Source organism: Microlunatus elymi, from assembly GCF_007362775.1.
Classification (GTDB): Bacteria; Actinomycetota; Actinomycetes; order Propionibacteriales; family Propionibacteriaceae; genus Microlunatus; species Microlunatus elymi.
The window spans coordinates 1,952,705-1,973,467 of record NZ_CP041692.1 but is presented as its reverse complement, the minus strand read 5'-3'; the positions used below and the strand labels follow the sequence as shown (position 1 = coordinate 1,973,467).

Here is a 20,763-nt window from a genome sequence, read left to right as displayed (position 1 = left end):
TCGGGTAACATGGGCGGCGGCGATGGGGCTCGCCGGCACGATTGCCCACGGGCTGATGGCTCCTGTTGATCACACGACAGGAGCCGTACCATGACCGACACGTTGCCGATCCGGCCGACGAGCAAAGAGACACATCGGCAACCCAGCTTGCTGTTCCCCGCCGAGCTGACGGCAATCGAGCTTGCGGACCGACCTCCGGACGCGTTCGCCGATCTCAATCTTGATCAGATCGTCGCCTCCCTCACCGCGAAACGCGAGCCCTACGACCTCGCGCCGTATCTGTGGACCCCGCTTCCGACGGTGGCGGCGGTTCGCTATCGACAAGCCGTCTTCGATGACCTGGCCGATGATCAACTTCGGCACGGCCTGGAGGAGTTCGCCGAGGCGATGCGCGTCATGCGGCGCTGGCAGTCGGCGGCGGAGAAGACCTCGTACCGCCGCTACGGACAGGGCTGCCGACTGGAGGCCATCCACCGCTACCTGACCGCGCTGGCTTCGTTGCGTGAGTTGCTCCAACAGGTCGGGCCGCGATCGAACGCACTGAAGTCGATCATGGAATACCTGGACGAGTACGTCGCTTCCGAGCGGTTCGTCGAACTCGGCAAGGACAATCGTCGACTCCAAAACGAGCTGGCGTCGCTGCACTATGCCGTACGTATCCGCGGCCCCAAGGTCACCGTCACCAGCGAACGCAGCGATCAGGACTTCAGCAAGGTGGTGACGGCGACCTTCGAGCGGTTTCAGCAATCGGACGTCGACTCCCATTTGATCAAGCTCGGGCCGCCGAGCTTCACCCACGTCGACGAACAGATCCTCGGCTGCCTGGCCAAGCTGAACGCCGACCTGTTCGGCCGGCTCGCCGAACATTGCCGCAGACACGCCACCTTCATCGATGCGGTGATCAGCCGGTTCGATCGCGAACTGCAAGTGTGCCTGGGATATCTGGCGATCACCGATCCGCTCCGGGCGGCGGGCCTGCGGTTCGCGCTGCCCGAATTCACCGATCCGCCCGCACTGGACGTCCGGTCCGGGTTCGACCTGGCGCTCGGACTGAACATCGATCCCGGGCGGCTCGTCTGCAACGACGCCACGCTCGAAGGTGACGAACGGGCGCTGGTGCTGTCGGGTCCGAATCAGGGCGGTAAGACCACGTTCGCCCGGATGGTCGGACAGGTGTTCTACCTTGCTGGGTTGGGATTTCCGGTACCGGCGTCGCATGCGCGGCTCCATCTGATGGATCGGATCTTCACCCACTTCGAACGGGTCGAGGATCGTGATCGGGACACCGAGGGAGGCAAGTTGGAAGACGACGTGATTCGCATCCGCGACATATTGCAGCAGTCCACCGGCCGCTCGGTGCTGGTGATCAACGAGATGTTCAGTTCCACCACCATCGACGACGCCCAGTATCTGGGCGGTGCGGTGCTGGCCAAGATCGGCAGGTCCGACACGATCACCGTCTACGTCACCTTCGTCGAGGAACTCGCCTCGGCACCTGGCGCGGTCAGCATGGTGAGTCGAACGCTGCCGGAGGATCCTGCCGTACGCACCTTTCACGTGGACCGGATGCCGCCGCAGGGCACCGCCCACGCGCTGGCACTGGCGGCCAAACACCGGCTCACACGCGCCGAGATCGTCCGGCGCCTGAGCCGGCCCGCGCAACCAGAGCCGTCGCCCCGCCAAGAGTCCACCGCGCCGAGCCGAGGAGCCGAAGCATGAAGGTTCAGTTGATGTTCGCCGATCGGTCCTTTCCGATCACCCCGTACCCCTCGCTGCTGGCCGACGATCTGGTCCAGGATCTGCAACTGGAAACGATCTTCGAGGCGATGAGTGGCGACGACCGCTTCTTGTACAACGTGGTCCGCTCCGCGCTGCTGGCACCCCTACGCAGCGTCGCCGAGATCCGACACCGCCAGCAGGTGCTGAACGACTGCATCCGGCGACCCAACGCCATCGCCGACATCTACACCCTCGCCGGCCAGGCTGTCGCGGCCGAGCGCAAGATCTACGTCGGCTTCGTCCGATACCACCCCAGCCTGGTGCTGCACCGTGCCATCAACGTCCTGTCGGCCTTGTTGCCGTTCCTTGATCGACTACACAACATCGCCGCCACGGAGGTCGACTCAGTCACCTCGCCCGGTTTGTCTGCCCTGCATCGCGGCATCCTGGCCGACCTGGACGACGAGTTCTTCGCCGCGGCCCGGCAGCAACTGCGGTTGTTGCAGTTCCCCGACGGAGTGATCATCGGCAAGCACCTGGGTCAGGCCAACACCGGCGTCGACGACCTGCTGCACCCGTCGGAGAAGGAACCGCTGCTGGAACGGGTCGGGTTGTCGCACGGCTCCTCGGTGTCCGTCCAGATCCCGGCCCGCGACGACGCCGGCGCCCAGGCGCTGGAGGACCTGCGTGATCGGGCCGTCAACCACGTGGCCGACGCGGCCGGCCAGGCTGCGGACTTCCTGGTCGACTACTTCCGTGCCCTGCGTCGCGAGACCGGCTTCTATCTCGGCTGCCTGAACCTGCGGCGCCGACTGGCCGACCGCGGCCGTTCGGTGGTGATGCCCGAGGTCGCCGAACACGACCGGCGCCGCTGGCACGGCCACGGGCTCTACGAGCCGTGCTTGGCGTTGTCCGATCACCCTGCGCAGGTGGTGCCGAATGATCTTGACGCTGATTCGGCCAATGGCGTGATCATCACCGGCGCCAACTCCGGCGGCAAGTCAACTTTCCTTCGTACCTTGGGAACAGCGCAACTGATGGCCCAGTGCGGCATGTTTGTGGCAGCCGACGACTTCTGCTGCTCCGTGCGAACGGATGTGTGCAGTCACTTCATCCGTGAGGAGGACAGTACGATGTCCAGCGGTCGGTTCGACGACGAGCTGATCCGACTGGGCAAGATCGTGGACGCGATCGGTCCCGGAGCGCTGATCCTGATGAACGAATCGCTGGCCTCCACCGACGCTCGCGAAGCCGCCGATCTCGGCACCGAATTCCTGCAGGCGTTCGCCGATCGTGACGTCGGCTTCGTGTTCGTCACGCACAACTACGACCTGGCCCGCCGGCTGCGCGCCGAGCTGCCAGACACGATTGCGTTACGCGCCCAGCGCCGCGACGACGGCGCCCGGACCTACCGGGTTCTTCCCGGCGAACCACTGCCGACCAGCTTCGGCAAGGACATCTACCAACGAGTGATGGAAGGGAGCCTGCGATGATCCAGCCAGCGGTTGCTGACGTGCGAATCCCACGCGCCAATGCCGTGATCTTGGTCCGGCACGGCCGTACTGCTCTGAACGCCGACGGCCGGATCCGTGGCCGGCTCGATCCGGAACTTGATCATGAAGGCCGACGAGAGGTCAGCCGGCTGGCCGCGTTCCTGGCCGACAAGAACATCGTTCGGGTGCTGGCCAGCCCGCTCACCAGGGCGCAGCAAACGGCCCGGATGATCGTCGACCGACACGGCGGCTCGGTGGCCGAGGCCGGCGTCCGCACCGCAGCCGGCCTGAGTGACCGCGACTACGGCTCCTGGTCCGGTCACCGGGAAGCGGAACTGATCGACCACTACGGCAGCCTCGATCGGGTGCCGGACGTCGAACCGTCGGCCTCCGTCAGCCGGCGGGCTCGGCGGGTGCTGGAGGATCAACGCCCGTTGCTCGGTGAGGGGTGCGTGGTGCTGGTGTCACACGACGCGGTCAACCGCACCCTGCTGGCGGATCTGTTGCAGGGAACGGACGACGGACCGATCGAGCAACACACGGCGTGCTGGAATCTGATCTTGCTCGAGCCGTCCCGATGGCGGCCGGTGGCGGTCAACCGGTATCGGTGGGCCGAATCGGACCGGGTGTCGACGTGGTCGACGAGCGACGAACAGGGAGAGGACACCGCCGACGCGGTGATCAGCCCACCGCAGACGACGAGGTGATCGGCGATGGTGGCGCAACTGCAACGGATCAAGATCATCGAGATCCTGGACTCCAGAGGCAACCCGACCGTCCAGGTGAATCTGCGGCTGGACCAAGGCACCACGGCCATCGCGCGGGTCCCCTCCGGCGCGTCGACCGGCGGGCGGGAAGCCGTCGAACTCCGCGACGACGAGTCGCACCGCTACCTGGGCCGCGGCGTCCGGACCGTCGCCCACAACGCGGAAGCCGAGCTCAACAACCGACTCGCCGGACGCCCACTCCAAGAACCATCGGATCTGGCGGCACTGGACGCCGAACTGACGACCCTCGACGGCACCGATCGATTCGCCCACCTCGGCGCCAACGTGGCCGTCGGTGTCTCAATGGCAGCCGCTCGCGCCATAGCCACCCTCCACAAGCAGCCATTGTGGCAGCTGCTGCACGACGTGCTCAATGAACGCGTGGACCGGATCGGAGCCGCCGAGCACGCACCCCGATTGCCGGTGCCGCACTTCAACGTGATCAACGGCGGAGCGCACGCGAGCAACGACCTTCCCTTCCAGGAGTTCATGATCGCCCCACTCGGCGCGCCCAGCTTCGCCGACGCGGTCCGAGCCGGAGCAGAGATCTACCACCGACTACACGCGATTCTGATCGAGTCCGGCGACCCGCCCGGACTCGGCGACGAGGGCGGATTCGCCCCGCGGATCGATGATCCGACCGTGGCCCTGGACCTGCTGGTCCGCGCGATCGAGGCGGCCGGCTACACACCCGGGCCCAACCAGATCGCGATCGCACTCGACCCAGCCGCCAACGGCTTCCACCACGAAGGCGGCGGATACGACCTTTGTGGAGAGCACTACGAGGCGGGCGGATTGATCGACTACTACGCATCGCTGATCGAGCGTTATCCGATCTGGAGCGTCGAGGACGGCCTGGCCGAGGACGACTGGGACGGCTGGTCGTTGCTCACCCATCGGCTCGGCAGCCGGATCCAGATCGTCGGCGACGACATCTTCTGCACCAATCCCCAGCTGATCAAACGCGGCATCGGCAACGGCACCGCCAACGCCGCCCTGATCAAGGTCAATCAGATCGGCACCGTGACCCAAACTCTGGAAGCAATAGCGCAGTGTTATCGGGCCGGCTGGCGGGCCATGGTCTCGCACCGCTCCGGCGAGACCGACGACACCTTCATCGCCGACCTCGCCGTCGGCGCAGGCTGCGGCCAACTCAAGTCCGGCGCCCCGGCACGCGGCGAACGGACCGCAAAATACAACCGGCTACTGGAAATCGCCGCCGACGAATCAGCGACCGCCACCTTCGCCGCCTGGCCGCCACCGGTCACCCGTCGAGCCGGCCGCGCGACTCGTACGGCGTAGGACTGGGCCGCGCGACCATCGATCACCCGATGACGGTCTTCGGCTCTTTGGGTTGCCCCGGCCGGTCGACCGATGCCAACGGCCCTACAGCTGGTCCCGCGAAGCCGTCGGTACAAAGCCGCGCGGTACAGCAAGCGACCGGAGGCACGCTCCAACGAGTCCGCCACGGCGTGTACTCACTCCCCTTCGCGGGAATTACTCCATTGCAATATCTGCGCGCGGCATGGCCGGCCACCAACAGCCGACCGATCGGCGAGCAGCCGCAGGTCGTGGTCTCTGGCCAGACCGCCTCAGTCGTCCACCGGCTTGGGGATCTTCTGCCTCCTTGGTACGAGTTCACACACCCGTGCGCCGGCAGACCTCCCAACCAGACACGTACCGGTTTCACGCCGACCTGTTCCGCCCGGTCGGCAATCCGGCGGACTCGACCTCCGGCTGAGCCGCAAGGTCGACGAGGGCCGAGGCCCACTGGCCGGCGCAGCCCTGCGTCTCAGCCGACCGGAACGGGGTCGATCTGCAGCAGCTGCTCGGCATTTGCGTGGCTGATCATCTCCCGTTCGGCCTCGAAGATGCGCGCCGAGCGGAGGAATTCGGTGGCCACCGGGATGGATTCGAACGGGTAGTCGGTCGCGAACAGCACCCGGTCGGCACCCAGGGCGTCGATCGCGCAGCGCAGCGGTGGCACGTCACAAACGCCGCCGGTGGTGACCCACAGGTTCCTGCGGAGGTAGGCCGACGGATGACCGAGCGACAGTTCGACACCGTGGTGATGGTGGAAGTCCCATCGCGAGTCCAACCGCCACAACGCGTACGGCAGCCCCTCCCCCATATGGCCGACCAGTAGCTTCGCCGTCGGGAAACGGTCGAACACTCCGCCGAAAATCAACCGCAGCACATGGCTGGACGTATCGATGCCCCAGCTCCACATCGGTCCGATCAACTCGGGGTGGCCGGAAAGCACGTCGGCGACATCGACACCGTTGGACGGATGCAGGTAGAGCGGTACGTCGAGCGACTGGGCGCGATCCCACAGCACGTCGAAGCGGCGGTCGTCAGACCGAGCTGGGTGACCGCACGCAGATCCTCAACGTCAACGCCACCCTCGTCGCCCAGCGGCAGAACGAGGACATGAAGAAGATCTCCGGCTGGGCTGCGATCCTCTTCGAACCCACCCTGATCGCAGCGATCTACGGCATGAACTTCGACGTCATGCCCGAACTGCATTGGGTGTTCGGTTACCCGCTCGCGGTCGCCCTCACGGTCGCCTTCGCAATCGGCCTGTACGTCATCTTCAAACGCCGCAAGTGGATGTAGTTCGAGTGCCGCCCGGCTGAATCCACCGAGCGGGTTTCCGGCAGGATGGAGCCATGACGCTGCATGCCGACGACTACACCGCCGACCGCTCCCGCAACGACTCGATGCCCTACCGCCGCTGCGGACGCAGCGGACTCGACCTGCCCGCCGTCTCGCTCGGACTTTGGCACAACTTCGGCGACGACACACCGCTCGATCGTCAACGCGCGATCCTGCGACGCGCCTTCGACCTCGGTGTCACCCACTTCGACCTCGCCAACAACTACGGACCGCCCTACGGTGCCGCCGAACGAAACTTCGGCAGCCACCTGAACCGAGACTTCCGCCGCTACCGCGACGAGTTGATCATCTCAACCAAAGCCGGCTACGACATGTGGCCCGGCCCCTACGGACAAGGCGGCGGCTCACGCAAGTACCTGCTCGCCTCGCTGGACCAGTCGCTGCAACGCATGGGGCTGGACTACGTCGACATCTTCTACAGCCACCGCTTCGACGAGACCACACCACTTGAAGAAACCATGGGCGCCCTCGACACCGCCGTCCGTCAGGGCAAGGCGCTCTACGTCGGCATCTCCTCCTACACCGGCGCCCGGACCCGAGAGGCCGTACAGATTCTGCGCGACCTGGGTACGCCGCTGCTGATCCACCAGCCTTCGTACTCGATGCTGAACCGCTGGATCGAAGAAGACCTGCTCGACGCCCTCGGCGACAGCGGCGCCGGCTGCATCGCCTTCTCACCGCTGTCCCAGGGCGTATTGACCGACCGCTACCTCAACGGCATCCCCGAAGGATCCCGCGCCACCCAAGGAAAGTCTCTCGATCCGGGTTCGCTGTCGGAGCAGACGATGCAGCATGTTCGCTCGCTGAACGATCTCGCCCGCAACCGAGGCCAATCACTGGCCCAGATGGCTCTTGCCTGGGCATTACGCGACGAACGCGTCACCTCGGTACTGGTCGGCGCATCCAGCGTCGCCCAACTCGAAGCCAACGTCGCCGCCACCCACAACCTCGACTTCACCCAGGACGAACTCACGACAATCGATCGGTACGCCGAGGAGGCAGGCATCACGGTCTGGCACTGAGGCTCTGGGCGCCGAGACCTGACCGCAGGGCTTCCCGGTAGCTGCAGGCGGGAGGCGTGATCGCCACCCGTGTGGATGATGTGCCGTCCGCGGTCGGCCGGCGCCCGGTTCCCCGTTGCCGCGCATCATCGTCCCAGCAGAAACCGTGAGCCGATGATGCGCAACTTGTCGCGAACGAGGCCCGCAGCGCCACTGCTGAGTCGTGAAGTGCAGCTGAGGACGGAGCCATTATCGGTAGCGCAGCGCCTCCGCCGCGTCAGGGACACCGAAGTGGTTCCAGGCAAACGACGAAACTGCGATCCAGGCCAGCGTACGGCCTGCGGGGTCGACAACCTCGAGCCGGACCAGGCGACCCATCAGATCACCGAGATCGAACGTCGGCCGCGGCTTGGGGCTGCCCCGGCCGGAGTCGGATCGAGTCACTGCACCGCGGGCCAACACCTCCGCATACCGCTGCTCGACCTCGCTCAGACCGGTGGCACGTACCACGACCCGGCGTCCACGGTCGGGCAGAACGCGACGCTGCCAATATTCCAACGCCCGCACTAGACCTGCACCAGGCCCGCCAGACAACCTCACCGGATACCGAGCGGAGCGTTCCGACCGTATCTGCAAGGGATCGCATCGGGACGGTCGGATGACGTCGGCCGCAATCTGTCGGGACAGCTGGCGCAGCTGCGCCGAGTACTGTCGCAGTGTCCTCCATCCCTGGTGAATGGTGTGGGTCTCAGTCGCCAGTCGGCCAGTCCCAGCCGAGCTGAAGGAACATGCCGAGTCGGTCACTGACTGCACGGATTTCGGTGATCTTGTCGTCTTGGACAGTGAAGATCCAGACCTGCTTCACGTCGAAGGACTTGCCCGTGGGTTCGAGCATTCGCGGATGCGATCCGCTGTGCCTGCCTGCAACGCGGAGTCGTTCGACCACGACGTCACCCGGCGTGATCGTCTGTTCGGCCGTCACCTGCAGCGGATCGAACGCCGCGAACTGCTGCTCGAATGCGGCAAATGCAGCGCCAGGCTTGTCCGGCTCGCCATGGATGATCTTGTTGTGGTCCACGACGTCGTCGGCGACCCAGTCTGGTAGTAGATCGACTCCGCGCCGGTTGATCGCGTGAGGAACTGGGCGACGACCTGTTCAGGGTATGTCACTGATGCATAGTAGAGGGATCCATATCCGGGCACCTGCCTATTGATCCGTGGGATTGGCACCTGCTGCGTGCCACTGTCTCGCCGCGACGAGGGTCTCTTGGATGAAGGGCGCCTTGGCCGCTCGATACCGCGGGCGGTCCTGGTCGTTGGCCGCAGCCAGACGTCGCTTGAGTCCGGCATAGGCGGCAACTGCATCCGGGTGGGTTCGCAGGTAGTCCCGGTAGACCAGAAGGTCCTGCCAACCCCAAGTCGATTCAACGATGTGTAGGTGGTGGGTGCGTAACTCGATGGACGGGTAGCACAGCGAGTATTTGCGAGCAGTCTCGTCTCCCGGCTCGGGAGCGAGGAGCCAGTTGACATCGGCCAGCCCCGACAGGGCCGCTGCAACGGCGTCGTAGCTGTCGACTACGCCGAGCATGTCGATGATCGGTTTGGCCGGTAGCCCGGGAACGGAAGTGCTACCGATGTGCTCAATCGGCATGAGCAGACAGTCAGCCAACGTCGGCGTCACAATCCGCACCTGCTGCTCGAACAGCCGCGGCCAGTTCGGGTCGTAGTCCTCGATTTGAATTCGATCCAAGCGCACGATCGATTATCTCCTCCCAGAAGATGATCACCCGGATGTCCGAAGAAGGCCGGCGCAACGCCGTCGCATGGTTCCGAGTCACCTCCGGGGCGGAGTCGGGCAGGACACTGGTCGCCAAACAGACCGTCGGCTTCGACAGTCCCGACAACCAGCGAGGAGAATCGACTCCGGTTCTTCCGTGAAGCCACGGCAGCCACCCTGCTCACAAGGCTGGCACCGGGGAGCACACGCCAGGTTGTTGGGGCGCCGACCAGCGGACCGGTCCGATGATCTTTGATGACCTCGGCACCGAGGCAACGTCGGTCCGGCCGCTGCGGGCAGGCTCATCTCGTTCGGCGTTTGGCCATGATCAGTTTCGTCCGACGACTGGCCGCGATTCATACCGCGGCGGCTCGAGCCCGGAATGCGCCGGCGGATCACGCACCGCAGCCGAGCTCTACCATCCAGCTCACCCTCGGACGATTGCCAGCGTGCTACCCGCCGACCAAGCCGAATGACCGCTTACGAGATCGCGCGCCCGGCCGACGTCTCCGACCGCGGCGTCCTGCTCGTCACCCTAGGTGACCTGGAAATCGGCCTCTACCGTGTCGGCGACACCGTTCGAGCGTGGCGCAATCACTGCCCGCACCTGGCCGCATCCGTCTGCCGCGGCAACATCACCGGCACCATGCTCACCACCAACGTGTACGAATACCAGTACGGCCGCGAAGGTGAGATCCTGCAACGTCCATGGCACGGTTGGGAGTTCGACCTCGAGGCCGGGCGCCATCTCGCGCCCGGATCCTCGGCCCGTCTGCGCAGCTACCCAACTGAGGTCGTTGAGGGCATCGTCCTCCTGCATCTTCGATCGTCGCCCGGCCAGTTCCCGGCGAGGTTGCTCACCCCGCACACCGCGGCGCCGCGACTGACGACGCAGACGTAGTTGAGCCGACTGAACGCTGAACGTCAGTCACGAGCTGGGACCCCTCAGGTTCAAGGCGAGGAGCGCGTGCCGCTCGAGGAGATCTCGCGACTGGTCGGACACCGCGGGACGACGGTGACGGAGGTCGTGTATCGGCATCAGCTCAGGCCGGTGATGCAGACCGGCGCAACGGTGATGGATCGGCTGTTCCAAGATCAAAATCCGCGGTCGTACTCACCCAGGGTCAGACCCGAGAAGCGGACAGAAGACGAAAGCCCTCGTCAGATCGGTGGAGCTAAGGGGATTCGAACCCCTGACCTTTTCCATGCCATGGAAACGCGCTACCAACTGCGCCATAGCCCCAAATGGGTGCTGCCCGCCTCAGGTGTCCCTGTCGTGAACAGCGGATGCGATCTTAGCGTGCCCGGGCGGCGGATGTGAAATCGGGTCTGCAGCGGGTCGCGGCGGGCGATCCGAGCGGTAAGAACGTCGGACGGGATGGCCCGAACCCGGTCGATAGCGCGGGTGGGAGCGATCCCGTCCGACATCTTTACCGCTAGCGTGCGAGCAGCGCCGCTGGGGCGTTGCGACGACGCACAAGGAGGAGCCGGATGCCGGGCGAGGTACGCAGGATTTTGTGTTTCGGGGATTCGTTGACCTGGGGGTGGATCCCGGTCGAGGGTGGCGCGCCGAGCGAGCGATACGCCGCAGATATTCGCTGGACGGGGGTGCTGGCCGACGTCCTCGGCTCAGATCACGTGATCATCGAAGAAGGGCTCAGCGGCCGCACTGTCGGCGGCGACTACACCGATCCCCGGCTGGCCGCTGCTGACTACCTACCGGCTGCGTTGGCGACTCATCTCCCGCTGGATCTGGTGATCATGATGCTGGGCACCAACGACACGAAAGCCTTCCTGCACAGGGATCCGGCAGACATCGGCGCCGCGATGTCGATCTTGGTCGGCCAGGTCACCGGATCCGCCGGCGGCGTCGGCACCCTCTACCCGGCACCGAAGCTGCTGCTGGTCGCACCACCGCCGATCACCGAGGTCATCCATCCGTGGTGGCAGCTCACCTGGGCCGGCGGCCGAGAGAAGTCCCGGCAACTGGCCGCGGCCTACTCGGCGCTCGCCGACTTCACCGGGGTCGAGTTCTTCGATGCGGGCAGCCTGATCAGCGACCTGGGCGTGGACGGGGTGCACTTTACCGAGCAGAACAATCGTGATCTTGGTACGGCGTTGGCCGACAAGGTGCGATCAATTCTCGGCGAGTAGCGTCCGCCCTTCGACGAGCCCAAGGCCCCGGGGTTCGGTTACTGCCTTTCGACAAGCTCGGGGCCCTCGTTGCCGCCGGGCCGACCAAGCTGGGGGCTGCGGCAGGGTCAGGCGACGCGGTCGTCGTCGGGGACGCTGAGCTCGGCTTGCAGGTTGTAGCCGCCGATGTACCAGTGGCCCCGCGGATGACGGTCCAGGATCACCCAGGCACAGTTGCGCAGACCGCCGAGCGCGGTGTGTTCGACGCCGAGGAACTCGGCGATGCCGACTCGGCCGGCCAGCCCGTGCATGGTGATGACCACGGTGGCGCCGTCCTCGGCCCGTTCGACGATGTCGGCGAAGGCCTCGGCTACCCGGTGCGCGACCTCACTGGTCAGCTCACCGGTCTCCGAACGCCGTACGTCGATCCCGGCGGCCACCGCATCGACCCGATCCGGATCGATCTCGCGCGCCTCCTCGACCGTCAGTCCTTCCCAACCGCCGACGTGGATCTCCCGCAGCCGTTGATCGTAGGCAACCTCCAGCCCGGTCTGGGCCGCCAGCGCGGCCGCGGTGTCGGCTGCCCGGGACAGGTCGCTGGCGATGATCGCCGTCGGCTTCAGTTCCTTGATCATCTTCGCGGCCGCCTCGGCCTGCCGGCGTCCAAGATCATCAAGACCGATGTCGGCCTGACCCTGATAGCGGCCGGTCGCATTCCACGGCGTCCGGCCGTGCCGCCAGATAATCAACCGCTCTGCGCTCATCGCGCCGTCTCGTCCAGATCGAGGTCGATCTGCGGGCAGTCGTGCCAGATCCGTTCCAGGGCGTAGAAAGTGCGTTCTTCGGTGTGCTGCACGTGCACCACCAGATCGAGATAGTCCAGCAGCACCCAGCGCAGTTCCCGGTCACCCTCACGCCGTACCGGTTTGGCATCAAGATCACGAAGCCGTTCCTCGATACCGTCCACGACGGCACCGACCTGGCGCTCGTTGGTCGCGCTGACCACCAGGAAGACGTCGGTGATCGCCAGTTGATCGGACACGTCGTAAGCGACGATGTCGGTGCCCAGTTTGTCCGATGCCGCCTCGGCGGCTGCCTGGGTCAGTGCGATGGCACGTTCGGTGGCAGTCAGGATGTCCTCTTCCCTCTGGTGCTTGCTGCTGTAGTCGAACCTACAGCGTCGGATCGATCACGCGGACCCGTCAGTCGTACAGGTCATCTTCGACGAACTTGCTGATGTCGGGAAGCCGATTTGCCGGCAGCGAACTGGCACCGGTGATGGACTCCTCGGTGTGTTCCTCGCGGTAGAGCCCGCGTTTGGCGATGTATTGCACGATCCCGTCCGGCACCAGGTACCAGATCGGCTCGCCCGCCTCGACCCGATCCCGGCAGCCCGTGGACGAGATCGACAGCGCCGGCACCTCCATCAGGGTCAGGCTGCCGGCCGGCAACTGCCCGATCGGCGGCTCGTTCAGATCGTGACCCGGCCGCGTCACCCCGACGAAATGCGCCAGCTCGAACAGTTCCTCGAATCCACGCCAGGTGAGGATCTGGGACAGCGCATCGGCGCCGGTGATGAAGAAGAAGTCGACGTCCTCGCCGCGTTCGCGCCGCAGATCACGCAGGGTGTCGACGGTGTACGTGAGGCCGGGCCGGTCGATGTCGACCCGACTGACCGTGAAACGCGGATTGGAGGCGGTGGCGATCACCGTCATCAGATAACGGTCCTCCGGCGCGGAGACGTCGCGATGCCCCTTCTGCCACGGCCGTCCGGTGGGTACGAACACCACCTCGTCCAATTCGAACCGGCTGGCCACCTCGCTGGCGGCCACCAGGTGACCGTGGTGGATCGGATCGAAGGTGCCGCCCATCACGCCGAGGCGGTAGCGACGCCGTTGCCGCCGGCGCGGATCTCGCGCCAGCCCGGCGCTGCGTTCGGTCACGTCGATTCGTGCATTCCTTCTCAGAGCACCATCGGCCCGCACAGGGCACGTGATGGGCTCAGCTGTGCGGCCGGCCCTTGCCGATCGAGAGCACGATGGCCATCATCGCCAGCAGGCAGCAGAAGGCGATGATCCCGAACACGATCGGAGGAACGGGCAGTTCGGTCTCCATTGCCGCGATCTGCTGCGCGATCGGAGTCACCAGGCCGAGCATCATGGCGGCAGCCTACCGGACCTGCTCTTGATCAGCGGATCTGGCCGGAGCCGCTGACCACGTACTTGGTGCTGGTCATCTCGGGCAGCCCCATCGGACCGCGGGCGTGCAGCTTCTGGGTGGAGATGCCGATCTCCGCACCGAAGCCGAACTCTCCCCCGTCGACGAACCGGCTGGAGGTGTTCACCAGCACGGCTGCGGCGTCGATCTCGGCGACGAACCGCTGCGCGGCCGACTGGGAATCGGTGACGATCGTTTCCGAGTGTCCGGTGCTGTAGCGGTGGATGTGCTCGAGCGCTGCGTCGATCGAGTCGACCTCCGCCACGGCCAGGTCGAGCGTGTTGTACTCGGCGGCGAAGTCGGCTTCGGTGACCGGCACCACGTCTCCGTACGAGGCCACGCGCTCGTCCCCGTGAACGGTCACACCGGCTGCGGCCAGCTGCCGCATCGCCTCGGGCAGGAAGTCCTCCGCGATCTCCCGATGCACCAGCAGCGTCTCGATCGCGTTGCAGACACTGGGCCGCTGCACCTTCGCGTTGATCATGATCTCCAGCGCCGTACACGGATCGGCGTCGGCGTCCACGTACAAGTGACAGTTGCCGACTCCGGTCTCGATCACCGGCACCTGGCTGTTGCCGACGACGTGATCGATCAGTCCGGCGCCGCCACGCGGGATCAGCACGTCGACCAGGCCTCGGGCGGCCATCAACTCGTCGGTCACCGAACGCGGTCCCGGCACCAGTTGTACGGCGTCGGCAGGCAGTCCGGCGGCCGCGATCCCGGCCCGCAACGCAGCCACGATCGCGGCATTGGAATGCGCCGCGGACGAGGATCCCCGCAGCAGCGCCGCATTGCCGGACTTCAGACAGATGCCGGCCGCATCCGCGGTGACATTGGGCCGGGCCTCGTAGATGATGCCGACCACGCCGAGTGGCACCCGGATCTGCCGGACCTGAACGCCGTTCGGATTGGTCCAACCACGTACGACGTCACCGATCGGATCCGGCAGCCCGGCCAGCGAACGCAGGCCGTCCATCATCTGGGCCACCCGGTCAGAGGTCAGTCGCAACCGGTCGATCATCCCCGGCGCAGTGCCGGCTTCCTCGGCCGCGGCGACGTCCTGGGCGTTGGCGGCCAGCACCTGGTCCTCTGCCTTGCCCAGCGCGTTGGCCATCTCCTCCAGGGCGCGATCCTTGACGTCGCGGGTGGCCTTGGCCAGGGTGCGACCGGCAGTACGGGAACGTCGGGCCAGTTCGGCGACGGGGGTCGGGATCTGTTCGCTCACCCGACGATTATCGCGGGCGGCATCCGGCCGTGGGCATCGATCTCGCAAACGCCGATCGGCCATCGGGCTACCGATCAGTAGCGGTTCGGGTCGATCGGCCGGGTACGAATCCGCACCGGACGCGGCTGCGGCGCCGGAACCCAACGGGGCAAGGCGATGTCGATCCGCCGCGGCTGCAGCAACTCCGACCGGCGCAACGTGTAGCAGCCGAGGTTGGCTGCGGTCAGCACGATCAGGAAACCGGCCACCAGTTGGTTGGAGCTGTCGTGAGCGAGCATGCCCCAGCTGAACCAGAGCACCTGCCCGACAACGCCCATCGCCAGGTACGGCACCGAGACGGCCGAGATGTCCCGGCAGGTCATCAGGCTGCGCAGCTGCAGCAGCTGGGCGACGGCGGCGGCGATGAAGACCAACACCGAGAAGGCCAGCGAGCCGATCGTCGCGGCCATCGTGAACGCCAGCGTCGCGACCACCATCGGCAACGCGAACGTACGCAGCAGCGTGATCGAGGTGCCGCGCCGGTCCCGTAACGGGTCGTGTCCCGGCCGGCGATCGCGTTCGATCATGATCAGCATCCAGGCTGCGCAGAGGCCGACGAGCAGGCACGGGAACCACAGGTTGAGGTGGTGGGTCATCACTCCGTACGAGACCCAGGACAGGTTGCTGGCCAGACTGGACTGCCAGGCGAGGCGGGAGATGCCGGCGGTGCTGCGAAATTTGAGCACGCGTGCGATCTGCGGTACGGCGACGACGGCGCCATAGACGGCGGCCGTCCAGCCGAGGACATCGACGATCACTTCGATCTTGCTTTCTGCCACGTTGGTGGCCGACGAACGGTGGACACGGTGGTGAAGTTGATCATGGTGAGCAGGGCGCACTGATCCGCACCGTGACTCGCGTGGGCGCAGCAGAAGTGCGCACCCAGGCAAGGACGGCGCAGGAGTACGCGCTGCCCGATCGGGCTTCGGTGTGTGGTTCTCCGGGCGACCCGGAGGCGGTGGTGAAACCGGCGTTGCGGCCGGGAGTTTGTCGCCCGTGTTCGCCAGAGGTGCGATCGATCTCGACGCCGAAATGTTAGGGGCGAAATAGTTGACGAATCAAGCTGGGATCGGCCACTGTCACGCAGATCACATCGGCCCCTGAATCCCTGTGTCTGTTGGGATCTGGGGCCGTGGTTGCTGCGGCGCCAACCACCTCGACAGCAGCGCCCGAGGAACTACCCCCGCGCCATCCATCCCCCGGTCCGGCCCAGCCGCGCGCAAGATCTACTCCCGCACCCAATATCGCCCGGCCCGACCACAGCCGCGCGGGAAATCTTCTCCCGCACCGGGTATTTCGCGCGCGGCAGTCGATAGCGCGTGCGGCTGATGTAGCCGGGACGGTTGAGGTAACGAGATCGGCTTCGGACGCGTGCGGGTGGCGTGGGATCTGCCCGAGGCACCAACAACGCTTGTGTTAGGTTAGGGCAACCTAAATTGATCTTGATTGAGGGGGGGCGCAGATGGATCGACTCGCTGTGCTGGTGCTCGGTGTGTTGCTGCTGGTCGCGGGGTGCAGCAGCGGCGCGGGATCGACACCGGAATCCGCACAGCCGGCGGCCGGCTCGGAATCGGGGGCCGGGCCCAACGCGACCTCAGGCTCCCGCGCCGGCTCCGACCCAGCCGCCTTCCCGACGACCGTGGACACGATCAACGGGGCGGTGACGATCCCGAAGCAGCCGCAGCGGGTGGTCCTGCTCACCGATCAGCTGGTGGAGACGGCGGCCGCGATCGGCGTCACGCCGGTCGGCGCGCCGACCCCGACCACGCCGCTGGGCCCCTGGGCCGACGGCAAGATCAATCAGAAGGACAGCTCGGTCTTCTCGATCCCGATGGCCGACGGCGTACCGGCGGAGAAGGTGGCGGCACTGACGCCGGACCTGATCGTCGGCAGCGACTATCTGGTCGACACGGCGACGTACGCGAAGCTGAGCAAGATCGCGCCGACCGTTGTGCTCGCGGTGAACGCCGATCCGGATTCGCAGACTCCTGCCTGGGAGTCGAACGCCCGCGACCTGGGCCGGGCCACCGGCCACGCCGCGCAGGCGGAGCAGGTGATCACGTCGGTCAACGGCAAGATCGAACAGGTGAAGAAGGACAACCCGCAGATCGCCGGCAAGACGTTCCAGTTGGGCAACTTCCTCAGTGCGTCCGAGTTCGTCTGCACCAACAGCGATCAGACCTCGTCCGCACTCTTCCTGCGCAGCCTCGGGCTGAAGCTGGCGAAACTGCCCGGCGCCGGCTCCGAGCCGCGCGTGGTGTTGTCGAAGGAACGCTTCACCGATCTGAACGACGTCGACCTGGTGATCATGGGTTCCAGCGACAAGGACCTGGCCGGCAAGCTGGCCGACGATCCGATCTTCCGCCAGCTCACTCCGGTCAAGAACAAGACCGCCGATCAGGTCGACCTGACCTGGGTGACCGCGTACAACATCCCGACCGCGCTCAGCATCGGTTCCCTGCTGGACGACCTGAGCCCCTACCTCCAGCGCCTCTGACTCCTCCCGCGTACCGGCAACAGATCAGGAGTAGGCGCGTACCGCGACCACGTGCGCTTCCGCGGCGCCGTTGGTGGCGGTGATCACCAGCCGGATCCGGTCGGTGGTCACCGGATGATCCAGTCGGTGGCCGCAGCGGCGCCGCCGGTTGTCCCGTCCGTACGCGATCGGCAGCCAGTCGTTGTTGATCATGGCCTCGACCCGGTAGTCACGGACCAGGCTCGGCAGCACCTCGTACGGCGTCCGGTGGTGATGCAGGTTGATCAGGTCCTCGTCCAGGTCGTCGTCGAAGATCAACGACAGCTCGCCGATCGTCTGCGGCTCGTCCCAGGTCAACTCCAACCAGGGCTCCGGATCGACCAGCAGCGACTCCGAGGACCACAGCTGCGGTCCCCCGTACGGCCGGGCATAGCCGCCGACCACCTGATCGGCCGCGTACACGTCGGTCGGCTCGGTCAGCCGGAAGCACAACCCCTGATGCTGCAGAGTCTGCTTCCAGTGCCGGAACTGTTCGGCGAACTTCTCGTCCGGAGCCGGCTCACGGTAGTCGAAGTAGATCGTGCCGACAGTGGAGCGATCGGCTGTATGCAGGGAAATCGCCGGGTCGACACGGAAGACCAGGAACGCGTTCTGCGGCTGCTCCGGCGCCCAGTCCAGGTCAAATCGAATCCGCTGCTTCTCCCCCGCCTCGACCGCCGCGCTGACGGTCTTGATCAACTTCAGCGGCAGGTAGTTCTGCGGCTTCACCGGGTCGTGCAATTCCAAGATCATCTCGCCGGCCCGATCGGCGTCCAGCAGGACCTCCAGCCCGTCCAGCCGACCGCGCACCGGCAACACCATGCCGAACGCATCATCGAGTCGCCGGCGATCGGCCGGCTCCTCGACCGCAACGCGGCGCCGCGTCGAGGAGGCGCTGACCGTCGCGGCGCGAGCAAGATCATCGGGATCGGTGTTCTCCACGCCGAGCACCGACGCGTCGGCGCGCACCAGCGCATGCCGGACCCGGTCGAACTCCTCGTGTCCCAGCTGGCGCGGAGAAAACCCTTGCAGCGCAGCGATCGAGGCTGCCACGCCGGCGGCTTCGCCGAGCACTGCACAGGTCGCCATCACCCGGGTGGTGCCGAAGGCGACGTGGGATGCGCTGATGTTGCGGCCGGCCATCCACAGATTGCCGACGTTGATCGAATACAGGCAACGCAGCGGGAGGTGGTAGTTGCCGTCAGGATGCCAGTGCTTCGAACCGTGCTCGGTCGCGTAGACACCACCGGGCGGATGCAGGTCGATCGACCAACCACCGAAGCCGATCCGATCATCGAACTCGGTCTGGCCGAGCACGTCCTGCTGGGTCAGCACATGATCACCGACAAATCGGCGGTATTCGCGCTTGCCCGGCACCGAACCGATCCATTCCAGGGTGAGGTTGTCGGCGTCGAAGTTGCCGGAGTTCTTGACGTAGTCCCAGATGCCGTAGACCACCGACTGCAGCTCGTCGCGGATCCGCTCGTTGTCGTCGACGACGTCCAGCTCACCGCCCCACTCGATCCACCAGAAGGCGCAACCGTTCAGGTCGGTGCGGATCACCCGATGCTCCGGGATACCGGCGGCCACGATGTCCTTGGCGAACGGCGGTGGTACGAACTTGGTCTGCCGGCCCAGATCCTTGCTGTAGAACAGAATCGTGCTGCCCAACGTGTTGTTGTCCGGCACCTCCGGAGCCCAGGACTCGCCGAACTCCGATCGCGGTTCGCGACCGGTGCGATACTCGGCGCCGGCCAGCAGACCGACCAGCCCGTCGCCGGTGCAGTCGATGAACTGATCACTGCTGAACGTGATCAACTTCTCCGACCCCATCTGCCAGCCGGTGACGGAGCTGATCTTGCGATCGTCACCAGGCCCGTCCGCAGAGAGCTCACGGACGTCGGTGTTCAGGAAAAGTTTGATCTTGGGCTCGGCCTTGACCGCTTCGGTGATCACCAAGTCCCAGTAGTACGGATTCCCGTCGGGGTTCTGGAACTGGTTCTCCACGAACAGCTCGCCCATGATCCCGGTCTCCCGGGCGTAGTGCTGAACGCCGTGCGCGGTCGCACCGCAGACCCAGACCCTGACCTCGCTGGAGGAGTTACCGCCGAGCACCGGCCGGTTCTGGATCAGCGCGACCTCGGCGCCGTTGCGGGCCGCGCCGATCGCGGCGCAGACCCCGGCCAGGCCGCCGCCGATCACAGTGACGTCGCTGCGTACGGATTCGATCTTCATCGCGGGCTTCCGTTCTGTGGGTGATCGGTCGAAAACGGGTGATCGGGCTCAGCTCCGGTGGCGGCCGGTCGCAGCGGCAACCGCTGCGCCACCAGCACGAAGAGCAGTCCTGCGGTGAGTACGTCGCTGGCGCGGCCGGCGAAGAAGCCGGTCCAGTCCGGCCCGTTGCGGGTGCCCGTGTAGAGGACGACGGCGCCCAGTCCTGCTGCCGTGGAATCGGGTTCGCCGGTGATCAGCACGCCGAGTGCGCCGCCGTTCGTGGCAGTCTCGAGGAATTGTGCGGCTGCCGGATTGTCGCCCGATCGGGACACGACGATGCCGACGTCACCGGAGGTCAGCTGCCGGGCGCCGACCTGGGCGGACCGGGGGCCGTCGTGAAACCAGACCGGCACCCCGATCCGCAGCAGCCGGAAGTAGAGCTCCTGGGCCGGCGGCGCGTCGCCCCACTCGCCGTAGATGTGTACGCGACCGGCCGCGGCGATCGCGTCCGCGGCCCGACCTGCGGCATCAAGATCAACAGCTGCCAGCGCGCTGCGCAAGGCGTTGGCCTCGGTCGCGGCCAGCACGTTCAGCACCTGCTCCGGCGAGTCACCGACCGCGATCGCCGAGCCGATGTCGCGCTGCCAGCCTGCTTGTGCGGCCCGTCCGGTCTCCATCGCGATCGCGGTTCGCAGGGCCGGGAAGCCGTCGAAGCCCAGGTGATTCGCCAACCGGGTCACCGTCGCCGGGGAGGTCTCGGCGTCGGCGGCCAACCGGGTGATCGAGCCGGACGCGACGCGATCGGGCGCCGCGAGGATCAGCTCGGCCACCCTCGCGGTGGCGCCCCGCAACCGCGGGATCGAATCGCTGACCAACTGCAGCGGATCGCGCGATTGCACCCGGTGCTCTGCCGCGCGCAGGCCCCGGGCTGTTCGGTCCGCACTCCGGCCCACCACGTCGTACTCCCTCTGCCGCCGTCGCTTCACA

The 20,763-nt window shown here is 66.2% G+C and carries 21 protein-coding genes, 1 tRNA gene, 1 pseudogene and 1 riboswitch; of the genes and pseudogenes, 10 read left to right on the top strand and 13 right to left on the bottom strand.

Going from position 1 to position 20,763, the window contains the following annotated elements; all coding sequences use genetic code 11:
* Positions 1-9: 9 nt before the first annotated feature.
* Positions 10-72: riboswitch (Fluoride riboswitch) on the top strand.
* An 18-nt stretch (positions 73-90) separates the two neighbouring features.
* The 4 genes from FOE78_RS08860 to eno are packed head-to-tail and all read left to right on the top strand — an operon-like array spanning position 91 to position 5,281.
* Positions 91-1,719, top strand: a complete 1,629-nt coding sequence (locus FOE78_RS08860) for a MutS-related protein (RefSeq protein WP_143985959.1) — start codon at positions 91-93, stop codon at positions 1,717-1,719.
* Positions 1,716-3,212, top strand: coding sequence for a MutS-related protein (locus FOE78_RS08855; RefSeq protein WP_143985958.1), 1,497 nt, complete (start codon positions 1,716-1,718; stop codon positions 3,210-3,212). The genes FOE78_RS08860 and FOE78_RS08855 overlap by 4 nt, the downstream gene beginning before the upstream one ends.
* A complete protein-coding gene (locus tag FOE78_RS08850; RefSeq protein WP_143985957.1) occupies positions 3,209-3,919 on the top strand; it encodes a histidine phosphatase family protein in 711 nt (236 codons plus the stop codon). The genes FOE78_RS08855 and FOE78_RS08850 overlap by 4 nt, the downstream gene beginning before the upstream one ends.
* Before the next feature lie 9 nt (positions 3,920-3,928).
* On the top strand, positions 3,929-5,281 hold the full coding sequence (gene eno, locus FOE78_RS08845; protein WP_456082824.1) for a phosphopyruvate hydratase: 1,353 nt from the start codon (positions 3,929-3,931) through the stop codon (positions 5,279-5,281).
* A 490-nt stretch (positions 5,282-5,771) separates the two neighbouring features.
* Here the strand turns inward: eno and FOE78_RS24130 are convergent, their stop codons facing one another.
* Positions 5,772-6,317, bottom strand: a complete 546-nt coding sequence (locus FOE78_RS24130) for an amidohydrolase family protein (protein ID WP_143985955.1) — start codon at positions 6,315-6,317, stop codon at positions 5,772-5,774.
* 38 nt (positions 6,318-6,355) lie between these two features.
* On the opposite strand from FOE78_RS24130, the pseudogene FOE78_RS24125 reads away from it, so the two are divergent.
* Positions 6,356-6,595: pseudogene (locus tag FOE78_RS24125) on the top strand (CorA family divalent cation transporter); the annotation flags it as partial.
* Between the two features lie 53 nt (positions 6,596-6,648).
* Complete coding sequence (gene mgrA / locus FOE78_RS08830) at positions 6,649-7,677, top strand: L-glyceraldehyde 3-phosphate reductase (protein WP_143985954.1); 1,029 nt, start codon at positions 6,649-6,651, stop codon at positions 7,675-7,677.
* A gap of 228 nt (positions 7,678-7,905) precedes the next feature.
* Here mgrA and FOE78_RS08825 read toward each other — a convergent pair whose 3' ends face one another.
* From FOE78_RS08825 to FOE78_RS08815, 3 genes are all read right to left on the bottom strand, one after another.
* Positions 7,906-8,166, bottom strand: coding sequence for a hypothetical protein (locus FOE78_RS08825; RefSeq protein ID WP_143985953.1), 261 nt, complete (start codon positions 8,164-8,166; stop codon positions 7,906-7,908).
* Positions 8,167-8,404: 238 nt separating this feature from the next.
* On the bottom strand, positions 8,405-8,734 hold the full coding sequence (locus FOE78_RS08820) for an ester cyclase (RefSeq protein WP_266095010.1): 330 nt from the start codon (positions 8,732-8,734) through the stop codon (positions 8,405-8,407).
* A 129-nt stretch (positions 8,735-8,863) separates the two neighbouring features.
* Entirely contained in the window at positions 8,864-9,412 is a 549-nt protein-coding gene (locus FOE78_RS08815) for a GrpB family protein (RefSeq protein ID WP_143985951.1), read from the bottom strand.
* 35 nt (positions 9,413-9,447) lie between these two features.
* Here FOE78_RS08815 and FOE78_RS23570 point away from each other — a divergent pair, with 35 nt between their 5' ends.
* Both FOE78_RS23570 and FOE78_RS08810 read left to right on the top strand, forming a co-directional pair.
* Positions 9,448-9,594, top strand: coding sequence for a hypothetical protein (locus FOE78_RS23570; protein ID WP_168207433.1), 147 nt, complete (start codon positions 9,448-9,450; stop codon positions 9,592-9,594).
* Positions 9,595-9,905: 311 nt separating this feature from the next.
* Entirely contained in the window at positions 9,906-10,334 is a 429-nt protein-coding gene (locus tag FOE78_RS08810) for a Rieske (2Fe-2S) protein (protein ID WP_168207432.1), read from the top strand.
* Between the two features lie 269 nt (positions 10,335-10,603).
* Here FOE78_RS08810 and FOE78_RS08805 read toward each other — a convergent pair.
* Positions 10,604-10,676 (bottom strand) — tRNA-Ala (locus tag FOE78_RS08805).
* Between the two features lie 248 nt (positions 10,677-10,924).
* Between FOE78_RS08805 and FOE78_RS08800 the strand changes: the two genes are divergently transcribed.
* Positions 10,925-11,587, top strand: coding sequence for an SGNH/GDSL hydrolase family protein (locus FOE78_RS08800; RefSeq protein WP_143985949.1), 663 nt, complete (start codon positions 10,925-10,927; stop codon positions 11,585-11,587).
* 107 nt (positions 11,588-11,694) lie between these two features.
* Here FOE78_RS08800 and FOE78_RS08795 read toward each other — a convergent pair whose 3' ends face one another.
* The 6 genes from FOE78_RS08795 to FOE78_RS08775 all read right to left on the bottom strand — a co-directional run bounded on the left by FOE78_RS08795 (position 11,695) and on the right by FOE78_RS08775 (position 15,826).
* Positions 11,695-12,330 (bottom strand): histidine phosphatase family protein, encoded by a 636-nt coding sequence (locus tag FOE78_RS08795; protein ID WP_143985948.1) that lies wholly within the window; start codon positions 12,328-12,330, stop codon positions 11,695-11,697.
* Positions 12,327-12,608, bottom strand: a complete 282-nt coding sequence (gene rsfS, locus FOE78_RS08790) for a ribosome silencing factor (protein WP_407662633.1) — start codon at positions 12,606-12,608, stop codon at positions 12,327-12,329. Before rsfS ends, FOE78_RS08795 begins: the two co-directional genes overlap by 4 nt.
* A gap of 160 nt (positions 12,609-12,768) precedes the next feature.
* Complete coding sequence (nadD, locus tag FOE78_RS08785) at positions 12,769-13,437, bottom strand: nicotinate-nucleotide adenylyltransferase (protein ID WP_210414978.1); 669 nt, start codon at positions 13,435-13,437, stop codon at positions 12,769-12,771.
* Between the two features lie 130 nt (positions 13,438-13,567).
* Entirely contained in the window at positions 13,568-13,726 is a 159-nt protein-coding gene (locus FOE78_RS23565; RefSeq protein WP_168207276.1) for a hypothetical protein, read from the bottom strand.
* Between the two features lie 28 nt (positions 13,727-13,754).
* Positions 13,755-15,008 carry a glutamate-5-semialdehyde dehydrogenase gene (locus tag FOE78_RS08780; protein ID WP_228266117.1) on the bottom strand — a complete coding sequence of 418 codons (1,254 nt, stop codon included), beginning with the start codon at positions 15,006-15,008 and terminating at the stop codon, positions 13,755-13,757.
* A gap of 74 nt (positions 15,009-15,082) precedes the next feature.
* The gene (locus FOE78_RS08775) at positions 15,083-15,826 is read right to left on the bottom strand and encodes a hypothetical protein (protein WP_143985945.1); all 744 of its coding nucleotides are present in this window, start codon (positions 15,824-15,826) and stop codon (positions 15,083-15,085) included.
* A gap of 683 nt (positions 15,827-16,509) precedes the next feature.
* Between FOE78_RS08775 and FOE78_RS08770 the strand changes: the two genes are divergently transcribed.
* The gene (locus tag FOE78_RS08770; protein ID WP_143985944.1) at positions 16,510-17,544 is read left to right on the top strand and encodes an ABC transporter substrate-binding protein; all 1,035 of its coding nucleotides are present in this window, start codon (positions 16,510-16,512) and stop codon (positions 17,542-17,544) included.
* A 24-nt stretch (positions 17,545-17,568) separates the two neighbouring features.
* Here the strand turns inward: FOE78_RS08770 and FOE78_RS08765 are convergent, their stop codons facing one another.
* Together FOE78_RS08765 and FOE78_RS08760 are read right to left on the bottom strand one after the other, a co-directional pair.
* Positions 17,569-19,797: an FAD-dependent oxidoreductase gene (locus tag FOE78_RS08765; RefSeq protein WP_143985943.1), complete on the bottom strand. Its 2,229-nt coding sequence runs from the start codon at positions 19,795-19,797 to the stop codon at positions 17,569-17,571.
* Positions 19,794-20,675: a MurR/RpiR family transcriptional regulator gene (locus FOE78_RS08760; RefSeq protein WP_228266116.1), complete on the bottom strand. Its 882-nt coding sequence runs from the start codon at positions 20,673-20,675 to the stop codon at positions 19,794-19,796. The genes FOE78_RS08765 and FOE78_RS08760 overlap by 4 nt, the downstream gene beginning before the upstream one ends.
* Positions 20,676-20,763 lie beyond the last annotated feature (88 nt).